Source organism: Mucilaginibacter jinjuensis (assembly GCF_028596025.1).
Lineage (GTDB): Bacteria > Bacteroidota > Bacteroidia > Sphingobacteriales > Sphingobacteriaceae > Mucilaginibacter > Mucilaginibacter jinjuensis.
Window position 1 is genome coordinate 2,773,769 of the sequence record NZ_CP117167.1, and the last position, 18,658, is coordinate 2,792,426.

The 18,658-nt window shown below is 42.8% G+C and carries 18 protein-coding genes; 14 read left to right on the forward strand and 4 right to left on the reverse strand.

What is annotated here, in order from left to right:
- The 5 genes from PQO05_RS12560 (at window position 1) to PQO05_RS12580 (ending at window position 5,701) form a co-directional block, all read left to right on the forward strand.
- Window positions 1-1,356 (forward strand): Gfo/Idh/MocA family protein, encoded by a 1,356-nt coding sequence (locus tag PQO05_RS12560; protein WP_273633264.1) that lies wholly within the window; start codon window positions 1-3, stop codon window positions 1,354-1,356.
- Window positions 1,357-1,558: 202 nt separating this feature from the next.
- Window positions 1,559-2,587 carry a DUF6807 domain-containing protein gene (locus PQO05_RS12565; protein ID WP_273633265.1) on the forward strand — a complete coding sequence of 343 codons (1,029 nt, stop codon included), beginning with the start codon at window positions 1,559-1,561 and terminating at the stop codon, window positions 2,585-2,587.
- 56 nt (window positions 2,588-2,643) lie between these two features.
- Window positions 2,644-3,246, forward strand: coding sequence for a TetR/AcrR family transcriptional regulator (locus tag PQO05_RS12570; RefSeq protein WP_273633266.1), 603 nt, complete (start codon window positions 2,644-2,646; stop codon window positions 3,244-3,246).
- Window positions 3,247-3,363: 117 nt separating this feature from the next.
- The gene (locus PQO05_RS12575; protein WP_273633267.1) at window positions 3,364-4,914 is read left to right on the forward strand and encodes a DHA2 family efflux MFS transporter permease subunit; all 1,551 of its coding nucleotides are present in this window, start codon (window positions 3,364-3,366) and stop codon (window positions 4,912-4,914) included.
- Between the two features lie 43 nt (window positions 4,915-4,957).
- Entirely contained in the window at window positions 4,958-5,701 is a 744-nt protein-coding gene (locus PQO05_RS12580) for an SDR family oxidoreductase (protein ID WP_273633268.1), read from the forward strand.
- Window positions 5,702-5,811: 110 nt separating this feature from the next.
- Here PQO05_RS12580 and fabF read toward each other — a convergent pair whose 3' ends face one another.
- Complete coding sequence (gene fabF / locus PQO05_RS12585) at window positions 5,812-7,056, reverse strand: beta-ketoacyl-ACP synthase II (RefSeq protein ID WP_273633269.1); 1,245 nt, start codon at window positions 7,054-7,056, stop codon at window positions 5,812-5,814.
- A gap of 143 nt (window positions 7,057-7,199) precedes the next feature.
- On the opposite strand from fabF, the gene PQO05_RS12590 reads away from it, so the two are divergent.
- The 6 genes from PQO05_RS12590 (at window position 7,200) to PQO05_RS12615 (ending at window position 13,554) form a co-directional block, all read left to right on the forward strand.
- Window positions 7,200-8,066, forward strand: coding sequence for a class I SAM-dependent methyltransferase (locus tag PQO05_RS12590; RefSeq protein WP_273633270.1), 867 nt, complete (start codon window positions 7,200-7,202; stop codon window positions 8,064-8,066).
- A gap of 45 nt (window positions 8,067-8,111) precedes the next feature.
- Window positions 8,112-8,249, forward strand: coding sequence for a hypothetical protein (locus tag PQO05_RS12595; RefSeq protein ID WP_273633271.1), 138 nt, complete (start codon window positions 8,112-8,114; stop codon window positions 8,247-8,249).
- 773 nt (window positions 8,250-9,022) lie between these two features.
- Window positions 9,023-10,429, forward strand: a complete 1,407-nt coding sequence (gene lpdA / locus PQO05_RS12600; protein ID WP_273633272.1) for a dihydrolipoyl dehydrogenase — start codon at window positions 9,023-9,025, stop codon at window positions 10,427-10,429.
- A 118-nt stretch (window positions 10,430-10,547) separates the two neighbouring features.
- The gene (locus PQO05_RS12605; protein WP_273633273.1) at window positions 10,548-12,011 is read left to right on the forward strand and encodes an SDR family oxidoreductase; all 1,464 of its coding nucleotides are present in this window, start codon (window positions 10,548-10,550) and stop codon (window positions 12,009-12,011) included.
- 82 nt (window positions 12,012-12,093) lie between these two features.
- Window positions 12,094-12,525, forward strand: a complete 432-nt coding sequence (locus tag PQO05_RS12610; RefSeq protein ID WP_273633274.1) for a MarR family winged helix-turn-helix transcriptional regulator — start codon at window positions 12,094-12,096, stop codon at window positions 12,523-12,525.
- A gap of 6 nt (window positions 12,526-12,531) precedes the next feature.
- Complete coding sequence (locus tag PQO05_RS12615; RefSeq protein WP_273633275.1) at window positions 12,532-13,554, forward strand: phosphotransferase; 1,023 nt, start codon at window positions 12,532-12,534, stop codon at window positions 13,552-13,554.
- A 54-nt stretch (window positions 13,555-13,608) separates the two neighbouring features.
- On the opposite strand, the gene PQO05_RS12620 is transcribed toward PQO05_RS12615, so the two are convergent.
- From PQO05_RS12620 to PQO05_RS12630, 3 genes are all read right to left on the reverse strand, one after another.
- Window positions 13,609-14,715, reverse strand: coding sequence for an NADH:flavin oxidoreductase (locus PQO05_RS12620; RefSeq protein ID WP_273633276.1), 1,107 nt, complete (start codon window positions 14,713-14,715; stop codon window positions 13,609-13,611).
- A gap of 22 nt (window positions 14,716-14,737) precedes the next feature.
- The gene (locus tag PQO05_RS12625) at window positions 14,738-15,040 is read right to left on the reverse strand and encodes an ArsR/SmtB family transcription factor (RefSeq protein ID WP_273633277.1); all 303 of its coding nucleotides are present in this window, start codon (window positions 15,038-15,040) and stop codon (window positions 14,738-14,740) included.
- A gap of 142 nt (window positions 15,041-15,182) precedes the next feature.
- The gene (locus PQO05_RS12630; RefSeq protein WP_273633278.1) at window positions 15,183-15,602 is read right to left on the reverse strand and encodes a hypothetical protein; all 420 of its coding nucleotides are present in this window, start codon (window positions 15,600-15,602) and stop codon (window positions 15,183-15,185) included.
- Window positions 15,603-15,920: 318 nt separating this feature from the next.
- Here PQO05_RS12630 and PQO05_RS12635 point away from each other — a divergent pair, with 318 nt between their 5' ends.
- The 3 genes from PQO05_RS12635 (at window position 15,921) to PQO05_RS12645 (ending at window position 18,642) form a co-directional block, all read left to right on the forward strand.
- Complete coding sequence (locus tag PQO05_RS12635) at window positions 15,921-16,601, forward strand: response regulator transcription factor (protein WP_273633279.1); 681 nt, start codon at window positions 15,921-15,923, stop codon at window positions 16,599-16,601.
- A gap of 2 nt (window positions 16,602-16,603) precedes the next feature.
- Window positions 16,604-17,956: a HAMP domain-containing sensor histidine kinase gene (locus tag PQO05_RS12640; RefSeq protein WP_273633280.1), complete on the forward strand. Its 1,353-nt coding sequence runs from the start codon at window positions 16,604-16,606 to the stop codon at window positions 17,954-17,956.
- Between the two features lie 200 nt (window positions 17,957-18,156).
- Window positions 18,157-18,642, forward strand: coding sequence for a hypothetical protein (locus PQO05_RS12645; RefSeq protein WP_273633281.1), 486 nt, complete (start codon window positions 18,157-18,159; stop codon window positions 18,640-18,642).
- The last annotated feature ends 16 nt before the right edge of the window (window positions 18,643-18,658 follow it).

The window sequence follows — 18,658 nt, forward strand, 5'->3', positions numbered from 1 at the left end:
ATGGAAAACTCACGTCGTCAATTTATAAAACAAAGCGCTCTGTTAGGGGCTGGTGTTATGGCTTCAAAAGTATCATGGTCGGCACAAAGCTATCGCCGTATTATGGGTTCAAATGATCGGGTACGGATCGGGGTTGTCGGCTTTTCAGACCGCCACAGAAACTCGCATCTGCCCAGCTTTATGAACTGTTATAAAGAACTCAACTTTGATGTGGTAGCCGTATCCGACCTCTGGAACCGCCGACGCGACGAAGGTGTTGCTATCTGGAAAGATAAAATGGGACATGATATTGTAGCCTGCCGCAATAACGATGAGCTATACAGCAAAAAACTGGTTGATGCAGTGTTTATCAGCACTGCCGATTTTCAGCACGCCCAGCATACCATCGAAGCCGTTAAGGCTGGCTGCGATGCCTATGTAGAAAAGCCTTTTGCCGAGAGCATGGAAGATAACCGTGCAGCTTTGAAAGCAGTTAAGGAAAGCAGCCGCATTGTACAAATTGGTTCACAGCGCAGGAGCGGGGCTAATTATATGGCTGCCGATGAGTTTATTAAATCGGGTAAGTTTGGGCCGATAACCATGGTTGAGTTGACCTGGAACGTAAACCAGCCGGGCCGCTGGCGTAGGCCGGAGTTAGTAGCGCTGCTAAAAGAACAGGATACCGACTGGAAACGCTTCCTCATTAATCGCCCTTATGAAGCCTTCGACCCGAGAAAATATTTGGAATACCGTTTGTTCTGGCCATATTCATCAGGTTTGCCCGGCCAGTGGATGAGCCACCAGATCGATACCGTACACTGGTTTAGCGGCTTAAAACATCCGCGCAGCGTGGTTGCCAATGGCGGTATTTATACCTGGAAAGATGGCCGCAAAAACTGGGATACCATAACAGCGGTGTTTGACTATGGCCCACAGGACGACCCATCAAATGGTTTCCAGGTTACGTTTGCTTCGCGAATGGGAAATGGGGATGAGAACCCGGCCGAGATCTATTACAGTAATGGCGGTGAATTAAACCTGAATACTAATAAAGTTTCGCCAAGAGGAGGGTTAACCGAAAAAATGGCCGCTGCCATGAACCTGAAACCTAACCTGCTGCCCGAACTTGATTTAGCTAATACCGGTAAAGTAGAGGTGGCAGCCAATACAGGAGGCGATATACTTACATCGAATCACGTGCGCAACTGGATGGAATGTGTACGCAGCCGTAAACAGCCACACGCGCCGGTTGAGGTGGGTTATGCGCACTCCATCGCCAACATCATGACGACGGCGGCCTCACATACAGGCACCAGGGCAACTTTTGATGAGCATACACAAGAGGTGATGGTTAATGGAAAAGTATTTAAATCTTAGATGTGAGATATTAGATTTGAGATATGAGATAAAATTGCCCGTTCAAGCGTCCACGCTTGAACTTGTTTTAGAGTAAGCGTCCACGCTTACTTTATAACTTTTAACCAGGAGCGTGGACGCTCACTATAAAAGATATGTTCAAGCGTGGACGCTTGAACGGGCGGATGGTGTTAGAACGGGCGTATATTTCTAAACTTGACCAATGAAACTACAATTGATTATATTATTGTCAACTATACCTCTCGCTCTTTTCGCGCAGCAAAAAGAACGGGTGAGTGTTTTAAGGCCTGTTGGTAAAAGCGAGGTGAATATTTCTATCGGTGGTAAACCATTTACCAGTTTTTTGTACCCTGATAGTTTAGAGAAACCAGTCTTGTACCCGGTACATGCTGCTAACGGGACGATTGTTACCCGTGGTTTTCCGCTCAACCCCAAAGCTGGCGAGCCTACAGATCACCCGCATCACATCGGTATCTGGTTTAATTATGAGAATTTGAACGGGCTTGATTTCTGGAATAACTCGTACGCTATCCCGGCAGATAAGAAGCATTTATATGGTTGGATTAAGACTGATAAGATCCTTGAAACAGTAAGCGGAACCACCGGTAAATTAGGCTACCACGCCAATTGGGTAAATCAGCATAATGAAGTTCAGATGGAAGAAACCACTCATTTTCAATTTAGCGGTACAGCACATCAGCGGATTATAGATAGGGTAACTACCTTAAAGGCTGTTAAAGAATGTTTGTTTACTGATGCCAAGGATGGCATGCTCGGCCTGCGGTTGGCTCATGAACTACAGATCCCGGCTACAGAAGACCAAAAGTTTACAGATAACAAAGGCAACGTAACGGTAGTTAAAGCAGGCGACGACCATATAGCCAACGGCAACTACCTAACCAGCGAAGGCAAGCAAGGTAATGATGCCTGGAGTACACGCGGCGTTTGGTGCAAAGTATACGGCAAAATGGGAAGCGATTCGGTGAGTATTGCTATTATCGATCATCCGAAGAACCCTAATTATCCAACCTTCTGGCACGCGCGTGGTTATGGATTGTTTGCAGCCAATCCACTGGGCGAAAAGATCTTTACAAATGGAAAATCGACTAAAAACCTGCATTTAAATAAAGGAGAATCGGTTACGTTTCGGTACAGGATTGTGATTGAGGATGGTGAGACGACAAGTTCTGTAGCTCAGTTGAATGCAATGGCTCGAGCGTTTGCAAAGTAAATGTCAGATAGAATAATAATTATTGGTTAATAAATACCAAGTGGTATATTTGTGGTATGGAAACTAAACTACCCAAAGCAGAACGTACACGCCAGTTTATTATTGAAACTACATCGGGTATTTTCAATATGAAGGGTTACGCGGGTACATCTATGTCGGACATTACCGACGCTACCGGTTTAACCAAAGGCAGCATCTACGGTAATTTCGAAAACAAAGAAGAAGTTGCCCTGGCAGTATTCGATTATAATCATGGTAAAGTTTCACAGGCTATCAGCCAATATATTAATAAAGCCAAAACTTACCACGATAAACTGATGGTTTATGCCCAGGTTTACGATCAGTACTCTCGTAATATATTTCCAAAGGGTGGGTGCCCCATGTTAAATACTGCAATTGAGGCTGATGATACCAATCCGTTATTAAAAGAGCGTGCAGCTAAAGCGTTATTAAGCTGGAAAAAAAGAATAACAGACCTGATAGAAGGTGGTATTGCAGCGGGCGAGTTTAAACCGGGGATCGATACCAATCAAACCGCCTTATCCATGATTGCCCTGATAGAAGGCGGCATTATGATTGCCAAAGTAACCAACAGCCAAACCAATCTGGATACCATACTAAAGACAGTAGAAATGCTGGTTAATCAGTTAAAAGCGTAACGCTTTTTTTGACATAAAAAATACCATTCGGTATATTTTATGTATTAATATTGCATCGTTAAATCACAGATAAATAATATCGTCACAAGTTAAAATATACCGATTGGTATAAAATATATGAGCCCCTTAAAACGTCAACTACTTATCCTTACGGTTATCCTCGCAGCCATTATGGAGCTGATAGATACCTCCATTGTAAACGTGGCACTCAATTACATGAGCGGTAACCTGGGGTCAACTTTAGAGGATACATCATGGGTAATTACCTCTTATGCCATTGCCAATGTAATTATTATCCCGATGACGAGCTTTTTGAGCAACCGACTGGGCCGCCGTAAATATTATATTGGTTCTATCATTGTGTTCGTATTTTGTTCGCTCATGTGCGGGCAGGCTACCAGTATCTGGATGCTGGTGTTCTTTAGGTTCTGGCAGGGAATGGGAGGAGGTGCGTTGCTATCGGTTTCGGCATCAGTGGTTTATGAGATGTTCCCTAAAGAAAAACTGGGTACAGCAAGCGCTTTATTTGGTATCGGGGTATTTATCGGCCCAACCATTGGCCCAACTTTGGGTGGTTACATCACCGAAAATTACTCATGGCCCTGGATCTTTTATATTAATGTACCCATTGGTATTGCGGCGGCGATTTCTTGTTACTTTTTACTGCCGGAGCTGGCCATCAGGAATAAAACCAGCAAAGTAGACTGGTGGGGAATCATTTTCCTCATCGTCGGCATAGGTTCTCTGCAAACTGTATTAGAACGCGGGCAGACCGACGATTGGTTTGCAGCTACTTATATCCTTGTACTTACCATCACATCTGTAATCAGCTTAACGGCCTTCATGCTCAGGGAACTCAGTATTGATTATCCTGTGGTTGATCTTAAGGTGTTGAAAAGCAAATCGCTCAGTATAGCAGCCATACTCACTTTTATTACCGGGATGGGCATGTTTACCTCTATATTCCTGACACCGGTTATTGCGCAAAGGCTCTTGGGCTTTAGCCCTTCAGAAACGGGTGTATTACTATTGCCCGGCGCTGTATTGGCCGTATTTGCGTTGATTGTATCGGGTAAATTATTGCAAAGTGGTGTATCGCCGGTGCTGATCATCTTTGTGGGCTTTCTATGCTTCATCTACTTTAACTGGTCCATGTCGCAGATCAGCCTTGATACATCTGCACGGTATATTACGCTGAAATTGATATTCCGGGCTTTGGGGATGGCCTTGTTAACCGTGCCGCTGAGCACGCTGGCCGTATCGTCCCTGAAACCACAGGAAATGCCACAGGGAACAGCACTCAACAACATGATGCGCCAGCTGGGAGGTTCGTTCGGTATCTCTATCATTAACACTTATTCGGCCCGCAGAACGGCTTCGCACAGGGTTGATCTGATTAGTCATGTAACCAACGATAATGCACCCACAGCCGAGCGGATAGTTTCATACACGCACTACTTTCAGCAAAAGGGGATAGGCCTGTTCGATGCTAAATTAAAGGCCATGAAAATAATTGATCTCGCTATCGTAAAGCAATCAACTTTAATGAGTTATATTGATTCTTATTTTCTCATAGGGCTACTTTTTGCGCTGGCGCTGCCACTTTTATTATTCGTAATGAAACGCACTAAAAAGCTACCGGCAGGTGTGGTAGTATCCGACCATTAACGTTCAATTTATATCTATAAACACAAATAAAAAATCAAGCAAAATGAATATTTCGAATAAAACAGTCCTGATTATTGGCGGTAGTGCCGGTATTGGATTTGAAACCGCAAAACTGTTAACCTCAAAAGGCAACAAAGTAATTATCACCGGTCGCGATGAGAACCGTTTGAAAGCCGCAGCCGCAAAAATTGAAGGCGTAAGTTATTTCGTTGGTGATGTGAGCAGCGAAGCTGATACCCTTAAACTGGTAGATTATATCAATCAAAATTTCCCTCAGTTGGATGTGCTGATCAATAACGCAGGCCGTGCTGTTGTATATCAACTTACCGATAATGCTAATGCCTTTGATATTGCCAGCGATGAGATACTGACTAACTATTTAGCTATTATCCGCCTGACAGAGAAATTGTTGCCTGTGTTAAGAGCACAAAAAGAAGCTGTTATAGTTAACGTAACCTCTATCGTGGTATTTGCACCGGGTGCTTCATTACCAACTTATGCTGCAAGTAAAGCTGCCCTGCACTCATACACCCGCTCATTACGTTATGCGCTTAAAGATACCGGCGTTAAAGTATTTGAACTGATGCCGCCATTGGTTGATACTGATTTTTCTACAGAAATTGGTGGCCATAACGGCATCCCTCCATCACAAGTGGCTGAAGAGTTACTGGACGGATTAACCAATGATGTTGCCGAAATACATGTTGGCCAAACTGCTGATATGTATAAGCTGTATCTTTCTTCGCCAGAACAAGCACTGCTTGTTTTGAACTCAAGAGGGGAATAATTTTTTGACATCCTGAGTGATAGCGAAAGATCTTCTTCGTTAGCTGTGGGTTATATAGAAAAAGGGGCTGAAAAATATTTTTCAGCCCCTTTTTCTATATAATTAGAAACTTAAAACTTCTTAAACACGGCAATACCATTATGGCCACCAAAGCCAAATGTATTGCTCATGGTTACATCAACCTTATGGCTGATGGCTTCTTTCAACACAATGTTTAAACTATCAGGAATTGCCGGGTCTAATACCTCTGTATTAATAGTCGGCGGTATTACCTGGTCTTTGATACTCATTAAACAAACAATAGCTTCAATAGCACCTGCTGCACCCAGTAGGTGGCCGGTCATTGATTTGGTTGCGCTGATCTGCATGTTGTTTTTCTCGCCTTTGGTCAAATTTAAAATTGCTTTTAATTCTGAAAGATCACCAACCGGGGTAGAAGTGGCATGCATGTTCAGGTAATCAACATCGGCAATGGTTAAGCCAGATTCTGTTAATGCCAGGTCCATTGCTTTGGCTGCGCCCAAACCTTCTGGGTGGGTAGCTGTCATGTGGTAGGCATCGGCTGTCATGGCTGCTCCTGTAACTTCAGCATAAATATGTGCACCACGTGCTTTGGCGTGTTCATATTCTTCCAAAACTAAAGCACCAGCACCTTCACCCATCACAAAGCCGTCGCGGTTTACATCGAACGGACGTGATGCATGCTCAGGATCAGTGTTATTGGTCGACATGGCTTTCATCGAACTAAAGCCACCAAAAGATGCCTGCGTAATAGGAGCTTCAGAACCACCGGTAACGATGATCTTAGCTTTGCCTAAACGGATATAGTTAAAGGCATCCATGATGGCCGTATTTGAAGTGGCACAAGCGGAAACTGTAGTATAGTTGATACCCATGTAGCCATTACGCAGCGATACCATGCCCGAAGCCATGTTAACCAGCATTTTAGGGATAAAGAATGGGTTAAATCTTGGATGGCCGTCGCCTGTGGCATAACCGGTAACCTGCTCTTCAAAGGTTTCCATGCCGCCCTGGCCCGATCCCCAGATCACACCCACATCAAACGGGTCCATCTTACTGAAATCGAAGCCCGAATCTTTAATGGCTTCGTCCGTAGCAACAAAAGCATATTGTGTAAATGAATCGGTACGTTTTAAATCTGCACGGTCTATAAAGTCGGCAGCGTTAAAATCTTTAAGCTCGCAAGCCACCTGGCTGCGAAACAAAGAAGGATCGAACTTAGTGATTCGCGAAGCGCCGCTTTTCCCAGCCACGATATTCTGCCAAAATGATTTTACATCGTTACCGATAGGGGTTAATGCACCAAGGCCGGTAACTACCACTCTTTTTAACATGTTCTTATTTTAAAATTTGGGCAAATGTACAAAATAATTAAAATACCAATCGGTATATAATTGTTTGCCAATTGTAAACCTATTTTAGAGCATTTGAAAGCCATTTTAAAACGTTAATTTTAACCTCCCAAACGCGAAATTCCATGTCGAACCCAACAGATAACCGCGATTACAGCACCATTAGTCCATCGGCAAAAGCATTGCTGTATTTAAAGGGGCTTACCAGTATCCCTTTTGCCAAAGCCGCTGCCGAACAAATGATGCTGCCCGATAAATATGAGCCCGATTTCAGTCTCCGCGATTTTGGCTTTTGGACACGTGTAGTGCATTTCGAAAGCCGGTATTGGAGCCTGGATTATTTGCTGGCCAGTACAGGGGCGAAGAATGTGTTGGAACTATCTTCAGGATTCTCTTTTCGTGGATTAGCAGCTGTTGCAGACCGAGCCGATCTGCATTATATTGATACCGATCTCCCGGAGGTAATAGCTACCAAAAAGCAATTACTGGAAGCCATTAAACCCGAATTGAAAGGGACGTTAGATGTATTGCCGCTTAACGCTTTGGATGAAGAAGCGTTTCGTAAAACGGTTGATCGTTTCCCGGCAGGTGAAGTTGCTATTGTAAACGAGGGCTTGCTGATGTATCTCGGCCTCACTGAAAAAGAAAAACTCTGCCGCATTATTCACCGCATTTTATCTGAAAGAGGAGGCTATTGGATCACCGCCGATATTTACATTAAACGTGCAAACCGGGACCGCCTGATGATGAATGATCAGTTGAATGAATTCTTCAAACAACATAATATAGACGAGCAAATGTTTGAAAGCTTTGAAGAAGCCGAAGAGTTTTTTAATAAAAATGGTTTTGTGGTTGATAAAGAAGCTGTGCCCGATCGTGATAAGCTGACATCATTAACTTATATGCTGCAAAGTGCCACAGAAGAGCAGTTAAATGATTTGAGATCGAGAAAGCGCATCCAGACCTCGTGGCGGTTGAAGATTGCACCTTAATAGAATTAAATGCAATTTAGCAACTGTTATTGATTGTGACCACCTATGAAGGATAAAGAAAAATTGGATGTAAGTTTCTGGACCAAGTACAAACAATTTGCCGGTAACGAAATTTTGCTTTATGTAATTATGATTGTAGGGATTGTACTGGGCATTTTTATCATTTCATTTTTTGTAAAATAGAGGTAAGTTTTGCCCTGTTCTTAGTCAGATACGTCATTGCGAGGAACGAAGCAATCTCAGCCCTATTAGCACAGACTTGAACTAAAGTAGAAACTATTATGAACGGCTTGTGCTGTTATCCATGTCAGTCCCGCTCAATCGCCGCGGGTTGGGCTGTTACTTTTGGCTTGATCCAAAAGTAACCAAAAGATCAAGACGCAAAAAAGCTCCACCGCACAAGCCCACTACACGGCCACGCTTTTGCGTCTGGGCCACCGCTTCCTTTTGATTGTCCTAAATCTTTTTCTTGAGTCGGCAAACAGCTTCGGCCAAAAGCGGGCAGAACAATGATGGCCTGTGTAGTGGGATAGGCATTGGAGATTTTGCAGAAGGGCTGGATTGTGCGAACGTAAGTGGGGCAAAAGATCCCGGCCTGTGTTGTTCTGAACGTTGCGCGACATGGCCTTGCGCGTAAAGAAGCCTTTTTCCGATGAGCCTTTTGGTTACTTTGTGGCTACAAAGTAACAGCCTACCCGCGGCGATTGAGCGGGACTAACGTTAAGCATCAGCACTACCAATTAATAGAAAGTCTCTACAAAAAGACAAACCTCACGTTCTCCATAACAGAAATGCAAAAACTCTGCTAAAATGTCATAATATACCAATCGGTACATTTTTTGATATATTGCATGCGGGTTACAATAGCTTGAAGCAGATTTTCTACCTTGATTGAAATCGTTGGGTTATTGTGCGCAGAATTGAATTATTAACAAAAAGATATATCAATCAATCTCATGGAAAATCAATATGATGTAGTGTTTATCGGCTCTGGTCCGGGTGGGTATACAGGCGCTATCCGTGCTTCGCAATTGGGTTACAAAGTGGCTATTGTTGAAAAATATAGCACCCTCGGTGGTACCTGTACCAATGTGGGCTGTATCCCGGCTAAGGCGCTGTTAGATAGTACCGAACATTTTCACCAGGCTAAAGAACAGTTTAAAACGCATGGTATAAATTTAAATGGCGATATCAGCCTCGATTTTACGCAGTTTATCAGTCGCAAGGCTGGCGTTGTTGGCCAAAATACAGCAGGGTTAATTTACCTGATGAAGAAAAACAAAATTGACGTTCACCAGGGCCTGGGTAGTTTTGTAGATAATACACATTTAAAAGTTACAGCGGCTGATAAAGAAACTGTTTTAACCAGTAAATACTTTGTGATTGCAACAGGCTCAAAACCTTCGTCAATCCCGGGCGTAACTATCGATAAAAAACGGATCATTACGTCTACCGAAAGTCTGTCATTATCTGCTCAGCCAAAATCAATGGTGATAATTGGCGGCGGTGTAATAGGAGTAGAGCTTGCTTCGGTTTATGCACGTATCGGTACAGATGTTACCATTATAGAATATACCGATTCATTGATCCCAACGATGGACCGCGAGTTAGGTAAAGCTTTATTTAAAACACTGGGCAAGCTCAATATCAAAATGCTTTTGAGTAGTAAAGTACAATCTGCCGCTAATTTAGGCGAGCAGGCTTCGGTTAAGTTTTTAGATAAAGACGGCAAAGAACAAGAGATACTAACAGACTACTGTTTGGTTGCTGTAGGCCGCCGCGCTTATACCGATGGACTAAATTTAAAAGCCGCCGGTGTTGAAAGCGAAAAGAACGGCAAGGTGAAAGTAAACGGCCAACTACAAACCAATGTGCCTAATATTTATGCTATTGGTGATGTTATCGATGGCCCGATGCTGGCCCACAAAGCCGAAGATGAAGGTACTTTTGTAGCCGAAACCATTAACGGACAAAAGCCACACATCAACTACAACCTCATCCCCGGTGTGGTTTATACCTGGCCAGAGGTTGCTTCTGTAGGCCAAACCGAAGAGCAATTGAAAGCAGCAGGCATAGAATATAAATCGGGCAAGTTCCCATACTCGGCCAGTGCCCGTGCAAGGGCATCAATGGATACCGATGGTTTTGTGAAAGTGCTGGTATCACCCAAATATGGTGAAGTGCTTGGTGTACACATCATAGGCCCGCGTGCTGCGGATGTTATTGCACAATCTGTTGTAGGGATGGAGTACGAGGTTACCGCCGAAGATATGTACCGCATCAGCTACGCCCACCCAACTTATTCTGAAGCTTTAAAAGATGCTTACCTGATGGCATCAGGGCAAGGTGCTATCAATATTTAATTCTGATTTTTCTTTTTTATGTAAAAGCCGGTTTGTCTGAAAAGATAACCGGCTTTTTTATACCCATAATCGTTGTAACCAAATAAACACCTTTACGCCAATAGCTTGTTGTATCGGTATGAAAGTATTGCTGGCAGGCGCTAATGGCTATATAGGTACAAGATTAATCCCGGTTTTATTGGAGAAAGGATGCGACATAGTTTGCCTGGTGCGTGATAAACGCCGGTTTAGAGAAAATAGCGACTACGCTAGCCGGGTAACTTTAATTACCGGCGACTTATTGCATCCCGAAACCATCAAAGACTTCCCCACAGATATTGATGCTGCTTACTACCTCGTACACTCAATGGCGCAGGCCAATGATTTTTCGGATATGGAAGCACAATCTGCTAAGAACTTCATTACGCAGGTTGATAAAACAAATTGTAAGCAAATTATTTACCTAAGCGGTATTACCAATGATGATAACTTATCTAATCATTTAAAATCACGCCGTCATGTTGAGGATGTATTAGAAGCAGGTAAAGCAAAGCTAACCGTGCTGCGTGCTGCTATTATCATTGGGTCGGGCAGTGCGTCATTCGAGATCATTCGTGATTTGACTGAGAAGCTCCCCATCATGACTGTACCTCGTTGGGTAAACACCAAATGCCAGCCAATTGCTATTCGCGATATATTATTTTACCTCGAAAATGTATTGCTGAACGATAAAACATTTGGTAAAACCTTCGATGTAGGAGGGCCGGATATTCTATCATTTAAAGATATGATGCTGACTTATGCCAAAGTGCGTAAATTAAAACGGCACATTATTACAATCCCATTCCTTTCTCCTAAAATATCATCATACTGGTTATACTTTGTAACCTCAACCAGCTATTCGCTGGCGCAAAGTTTGGTTGATAGCATGAAGAATGAGACCATTGCTAAAGACCACTCCATAAATGATATTATCCCGCATGAGTGTGTAAGTTATGAAGAAGCTTTAAGGCTGGCTTTTATCAAAATAGAACAAAACTCCATCGCCTCGAGCTGGAAAGATGCCTTGAATGTAGGTTATCTTAATCCCGCATTTATGGATCAGATCAAAGTGCCTCAAAATGGCACCGTAGAGTATAAAGTAAAGCTGCCATTTAAGCAGGATACCGGTAAAGTAATGAGTAACATTTGGGCAATAGGTGGTAACCGGGGCTGGTATTATTGGGATTGGATCTGGGGAATCCGCGGTTTTTTGGATAAAATGGTAGGCGGTGTAGGGCTGCGACGCGGCCGAACCAGCAGTGTTGATGTGTTTGCCGGTAATACCATTGATTTTTGGCGAGTATTACTTGCAGATAAAGCCAACAAACGATTGCTGCTTTATGCCGAAATGAAACTCCCCGGCGAAGCCTGGTTAGAATTTAAAATTGTAGAAGAAGCCGGGAAAAAGTTTCTGAGTCAGATCGCCACCTTTCGCCCTAATGGTTTGCTAGGCCGTTTGTACTGGGCATCAATGTTCCCATTCCATGTTTTTATTTTTAAGGGGATGGCTAAAAGGATAGTAAGCTATGAGCAAATACCTGTACAAAAGGCCGCAAATTAGATCATAAATACTCTTCCCGAAATATTTATTGCCGTTTAATAAAATATATTTATTATTGCATAATCATTGATTAGTCAAGTATATGCCAATAATAAATTCATCGCTCAAAATATTAATGAACCTGGCGAAAGTGCAGGCTGTAATAGCACGCCGGTTTGATAGGCTTAATATGCATGGCATCGGGTTTAGTGATTTTGTGATCCTTTATTTGCTACAGCAATCGGCCGATGGAAAAATGCGCAGGATAGATTTGGCGGATAGGATAGGGCTTACCGCATCTGGCATTACACGTATGCTGCTGCCTATGGAAAAAATAGGTTTAGTAAGCCGCGAAGCAAATGAGCGCGATGCGCGGGTAAGTTATGTGGTACTTACGCAAGCCGGGCGACAATTATTTGAAGATGCCAAGCTGACTGCCGAAGCCGTTGCCGCAGAAATTATCCCAGGCGAAAGAGAAAAGAAATTTAATCCATTAACAGATTTGCTTGCCATGTTGGGCGGCAATATTAGCTGATACCGTATGCCAACATTACTACAATCTATTATCCGTGTTGAAAAAATACCGGCTGTTGAAAAAGCATTATTAAAAGCCTTTAACACTACAGCGGTAACCGATATTACCTTACTGGCGGGTGGCCTGTCTGCCTCGGCTGTGTACAAGATTATTATTAATGGTATACCTTATGTTTTGAAGTTAGATAATACAACCCCGAATAATACAAGTGATGAACTTACTTGTATGGAGATTGCTGCCAATGGAGGAGTAGCACCACAGGTATATTATCTGAATATTGCAGAAGGAATATCTATCACAGGTTTTATTAAAGCTGTACCCTTGGCTTCTATTTTTACGTCGGTTGAGGCACGTTTGCAGGAACTGGCGAAAACGATTAAATCGATACATGAGCTCCCGCTCTTTATTAAAGAAAGCAGTTTGCAGGATACGGTTGATGGGTTAATCAATCAGTTCAAAGCATCGCGTATGTTAAGCGGGCCGGTTTTTGATGAATGCTTTGCGTATTACGACCTCATCAGAAAGCATTATCCCTGGAATGATACAGATAAAGTTTCGAGTCATAACGACCTTAATCCCAACAACATGGTTTTTGATGGGGAGAAGATCTGGATTATTGATTGGGATGCAGCTTTTAGAAACGACCGTTACGTAGACCTCGCCATTACCGCAAACTTTTACGTTGCAAATGATGAGCATGAGCAACTATTTCTGCAAACTTATTTCGGGGATGATTTAAATGATTATAACTGTGCTCGTTTCTTTTTAATGCGCCAGGTATGCCGCCTGGTATATGCCATGCTGATGTTTAAACTGGCAGACACCTCCAACCCAATGGGTATGGGGCACGATCCTGTGATGCAAGGTATTAACCTTAATGATGTAAAGCAGCAGATAGGAGCGGGCAAAATAAGCCTGGCCGGTTACGAGGGCCAGTTGTTATTCGGCAAAGCTTTGTTTAACGAGGCCTTGGCCAGTATGCAATCACCGCGATTCAATTTATCAATACAGCAACTAAACGGTAATTAAATAAGAAAGCCCGATACTTACGTCGGGCTTTCGATATATGTGGGGTTGATTATATTATTCTAAGATCAGTTCGCCAAGGGCTTCTTTCGAGAAACCTTTTAACTCGCTGGTTCTGTTATCTTTGATCTTTTTAACCCATGACGGATCGGCCAGTATAGGGCGACCAACGGCAACCAGGTCAAAATCGCCACGCTCCATACGGCGGGTTAATTCATCCAATGATGTAGCTTCAGAGTTTTCACCTCTAAACGCGCCAAAGAAATCGCCGCTTAAACCTACAGAACCCACTGTAATAGTGGCTTTGCCGGTCAGTTTTTTAGCCCAGCCTGCAAAGTTAAGGTCAGAACCCTCAAACTCCGGTTCCCAGAAACGGCGCTGAGAGCAATGCAGAATATCTGCGCCTGCATCAACCAATGGGTTTAACCAGGCTTCCATTTCTTGTGGTGTGCCGGCCAGTTTAAAGTCGTAAGCCGATGGTTTAAATTGCGATAAACGGATAATCACAGCGAAATCTTCGCCAACTTGTCTGCGTACCTCTTTAACTACTTCTGCGCCAAAACGGGTACGCTCGGCTAAAGTTTTACCACCCCAGGCATCAGTGCGGTTGTTGGTACCTTCCCAGAAGAACTGGTCAATCAGGTAACCATGTGCACCGTGAATTTCTACCGTATCAAAACCTAAACGTTTGGCGTCTGCAGCTGCCTTACCGTAGGCAATAATGGTATCTTCAATGTCTTTCTCAGTCATGGCAACACCATTCTTCAAATCAGGGTTATTGAACTCAGAAGGGCCTTCAAACGGTTGTGGCGGTACCCAGCCAGAGTGGTGATTATACATCACACCCATGTGCCAGATCTGAGGGCCCATTTGGCCGCCGCCTGCATGTACTTCGTTAATTACGTTTTGCCAGCCGGCTAATGATTCAGCTCCATAAAAATGAGGCACATTGGCATCGTTTGATGATGATACGCGATCAATCACTGTTCCTTCCGAAAGGATTAAGCCAACTTCGCCCTCGGCACGTTTGCGATAGTAAGCAGCAACGTTTTCGCCAGGTATGCCATTTGGCGAAAATGAACGCGTCATTGGCGCCATTACAATGCGATTTTTTATGTTCAGCGATTTAAGGCTGAAGGGTCTGAATAAGCTTTCTGTACTCATTTGTTTGTTGTATTTGTGTGTATTAGATGTCTGTTTGTATCAATTTGCTCAGGGCTTCAAAGGCTTCTTCGTTACGTTGGTAATAGGTCCATTGGCCTACACGGGTCGATTTTACCAATCCCGCACGTTGCAGTGTAGATAGGTATTCTGAAACTGTTGATTGGGTAAGGCCGGCCTTCATCTGTATCTGGCCAACGCAAACGCCGTTGTCAAAATTGGCATGTTCTTTCTGGCCCGGGAAGTTTAAATCCGGGTCTTTAAGCCAGTTCAGGATCTGCAACCTGGTTTTGTTAGAAAGCGCTTTAAAAATCTCTATCTGATCCATAGTACAAAGGTATATCGGAAATTCCCGATATGCCAATGAAGAATGAAGAGATGACACTAGGTTGATATATATCGGGAAATGTCGATATGCCAATGAATAGTGAGAAACGATACATGCTGATGATTAAATTAGGAGAGAGGAATTAAAATCCCACGCCTAATTGAATGCCGGAACCTAATGAGCTTGATAAATTATTACCAAAGCGCGCAGGGAATGAGGCAGCCACAAAAAAGAAGGAATCTTTATTTCTGATAACCACTTTGTTAAATACCGGTGTTACACCAAAACGTCCGTTGGTCTCAAATGCTACACGGCTAATAAAAGTAAAACCATGCTTAAAGCGAAACATAGCGCCCGGGTGAAATACTACACTGTTTACTTTTGCAATGTTTTTTTCGACGCGGATAACCGGGGCAACTTCAAAACTTACCCCAAAGTGATCACTTTTTAAGAGATTTAATCCGAACGGGAATGATACAGTATAACTATCCGAAAAATTGGTAGTTATGCCATCTTTATTCCAGGTAGCAATAGTATTGGTAACACTGAAATAGCCTGCCATTCGTGGATATTGTTGCTGCTGTGCCAGTGCATGAAAATTGGAAAAAATAAACACAGCGAAAATTATAACCTGACAAATAGAACGGGTTAATTTAATAACCGGCTGAATAACAATTGAAAACATGACATAAGTTTAACGATACTTAATCGTGATTTTGCGATGGATTACAGATTTAACAGAAAATTAATAGTACGATACTTAGAGCTAATGCTTGTTATTAGTTGTTTATCTTTTTGTAATGTTTAGCGTAATTTTTCGTTGATTTGAGGAAGTTCTTAATACCCCACCCATTTTCTGATCCGTAACAGCATACCATTAATGGCAGTATTATTAGTAGAAGACGAACCTAATGTAGTATCGGTAATTAAACGCGGGCTGGCCGAATACGGCTTCGACCTCAGTGTGGCTACCGATGGGCTAACCGGTTTACAAATGGCCATTGATTATCCCTTCGATCTCATTATCCTTGATCTGATGTTACCCAATATGGACGGCATCCAAATTTGCAAACGCATCCGTGAGCATAACGAGAATGTGCCGATACTGATGCTTACCGCCCTTGACTCGACCGAAAATATTGTGAACGGCCTGAATAGTGGTGCTGATGATTATCTCGTAAAACCATTTAAGATGATAGAGTTGGCAGCCCGCCTCAAAACCCTGATGCGCAGGAGGGGAGGCGAGCCTAAACCAAGTAATATTTACAAAATAGCAGGTTTAGAGTTAGATGCCGATGCCAAATTGGTAACGCTGAATAAAGAACCTATCAACTTAACCTCTACCGAATATCGTTTACTTGAGTATTTTATTAAGAACCAAAAGAAGGTATTATCCCGGATCCAGATCCTCGAAAATGTTTGGGATATTGATTTTAACCTGGGTACCAATGTGGTAGACGTATACATTAATTACCTGCGTAAAAAGCTGGACAAAACCAACCCGGCGAGGTTTATACAAACGGTTTTTGGGATGGGATATATGATGAAGGATAGCGACTAAGCATGAAGATCCAAACCAAAATAACGCTACACTTTTTAGCCCTGTCAACAGCTATTTTGTTGTTGCTGAATGCTTTTATTTTATATTTCGAATACCAGTTTAACTACAAAGATTTTTTTAAACGGCTGGAAGCGAGGGTAAACATAACAGCAGATATCCGCCTGTTCCCCGACGAAAAGACAAAAGCTTATCAGGAAGTTCGTAACCGTTATTTAGAGAAACTGGACGCGGAGAAAGAACAATTAATTAAGTCTGGCCCCGATGGTAAGTTCACCAACCCCGGCTTGCCAAAAGTTTTCTTTAATGACGTAATTAATAACGGCAATGCCGAATTTAAAAAGAACAACCAGTTTTATGCCGGTAAAATAGTTAAGCATGGCGATGATAAGTACCTCGTAGTAGTTTCGGCACAAAACCCTTATGGCCTGCTTGAAATACAGGAATTGCAGGAGGTGTTATTCTATGGTTTTATAGGTTCGGTTATCATTATTTTATTTGCCGGTAAGGCGTTCTCGTTCTACATATTTGCCCCGGTGCGTAAATTGACTGATAAGGTAAACACCATTACATCAAGCAACCTACACATGCGGCTGGAGCATACCGGTAAGGATGAGATTGCCGAACTATCCGAAACTTTTAACAACATGCTTAACCGGCTCGAAACAGCCTTTGAAACACAGAATAACTTTGTAAGCAACGCCTCGCACGAGCTACGCACGCCACTTACTATTATTAACAGCGAGGTTGAACTGGCCATTAATAAAACTAAAACTGATAGTGAAGAGCACACCATATTAACTACCATCCAGTCAGAAACCAATAAGTTAACGCAGATATTGAACGGCCTTTTAACCCTGGCCCAATCGGGCTACGATGGTAAAAAGCAAAACTGGCAAACCATCCGTATCGATGAACTAATTTGGGAAGCTATATCCTCAGTGAAAAAAATTCAGCCGCAAAGCGATATTGAGGTTGATTTTGCAGATATACCTAGTGATGAGCAACTGCTTAATGTTTCCGGCAATAATAACCTGTTAAACCTTGCCATAACCAATATTATCAGTAATGCCTGTAAATATTCGGAGTTCAGGTTGGTAACCGTAAAGCTGAGCATCGAAGATAAAAAGGTGATCATATCCATTAAAGATTTGGGCATCGGTATCCCGGCTACTGAACTGCAGCATATTTTCGTGCCATTTTTTCGCGCATCTAATACTCATGAATTTAAAGGCCATGGTGTTGGGTTGCCGCTTGCGCTTAATATCATCAGGTTACATAAAGGGAGCATCGGTATCCGGTCGGAAGTTAATATGGGGACGGATATCCAGGTGTTTTTGCCTGCGGCGAGTGCTTAGATCAATTAAATGGCCTGTCACACTGAGCTCCGTCGAAGTGTCGCGCGTAGAGGCCTCTGCACCATACTTCGACGAAGCTCAGTATGACACCCTACGCTCTTAAAGAAGTCACCCTTAAAACTCTAATCAAATTCTAATAAGTCTCTTAGAGGTTCTTAATTATTGCGCGCTACTCTTGTATCAAAGCAAAATTAATTACCATGAAAACACTGCTCATACCAACCGACTTTAAATTACAGTCGCTAAACTGCATACCGCAACTTACGCAGCAGTTTTATCCACACAAATTAAATATCATTTTGGTGCATACCATTGGTGTTACTGATTCGATAAGCGAATTGCTGATGCTATCGCGACGATCTGTAGAATATCGCCATATCCCGGATGCCTTTTATAAAGCCTGCAACGAGATTAAGCACGATTATAAGATCAATATAAACGAAATCCGTATCGAGTTTTTCTACGGCAATACAGTGGCTGCATTCAAGAATTTCCTGGAAGCCAATGGGGTTGACGCCATCATCGACCTGGAAAATTACGATTACGAACTGCTTACCGAAAAAAGCAGCGACCCAACTTTATTGATGAGCCGCAGTGGGGTAGAGGTAATTGCGATTGATACCATGTTGCCAGAAATAACTGCTGAACCTGAACTGCAGGAAGAATTAGAAACACAAAATGTTTAACCCTTAGCATTTACTA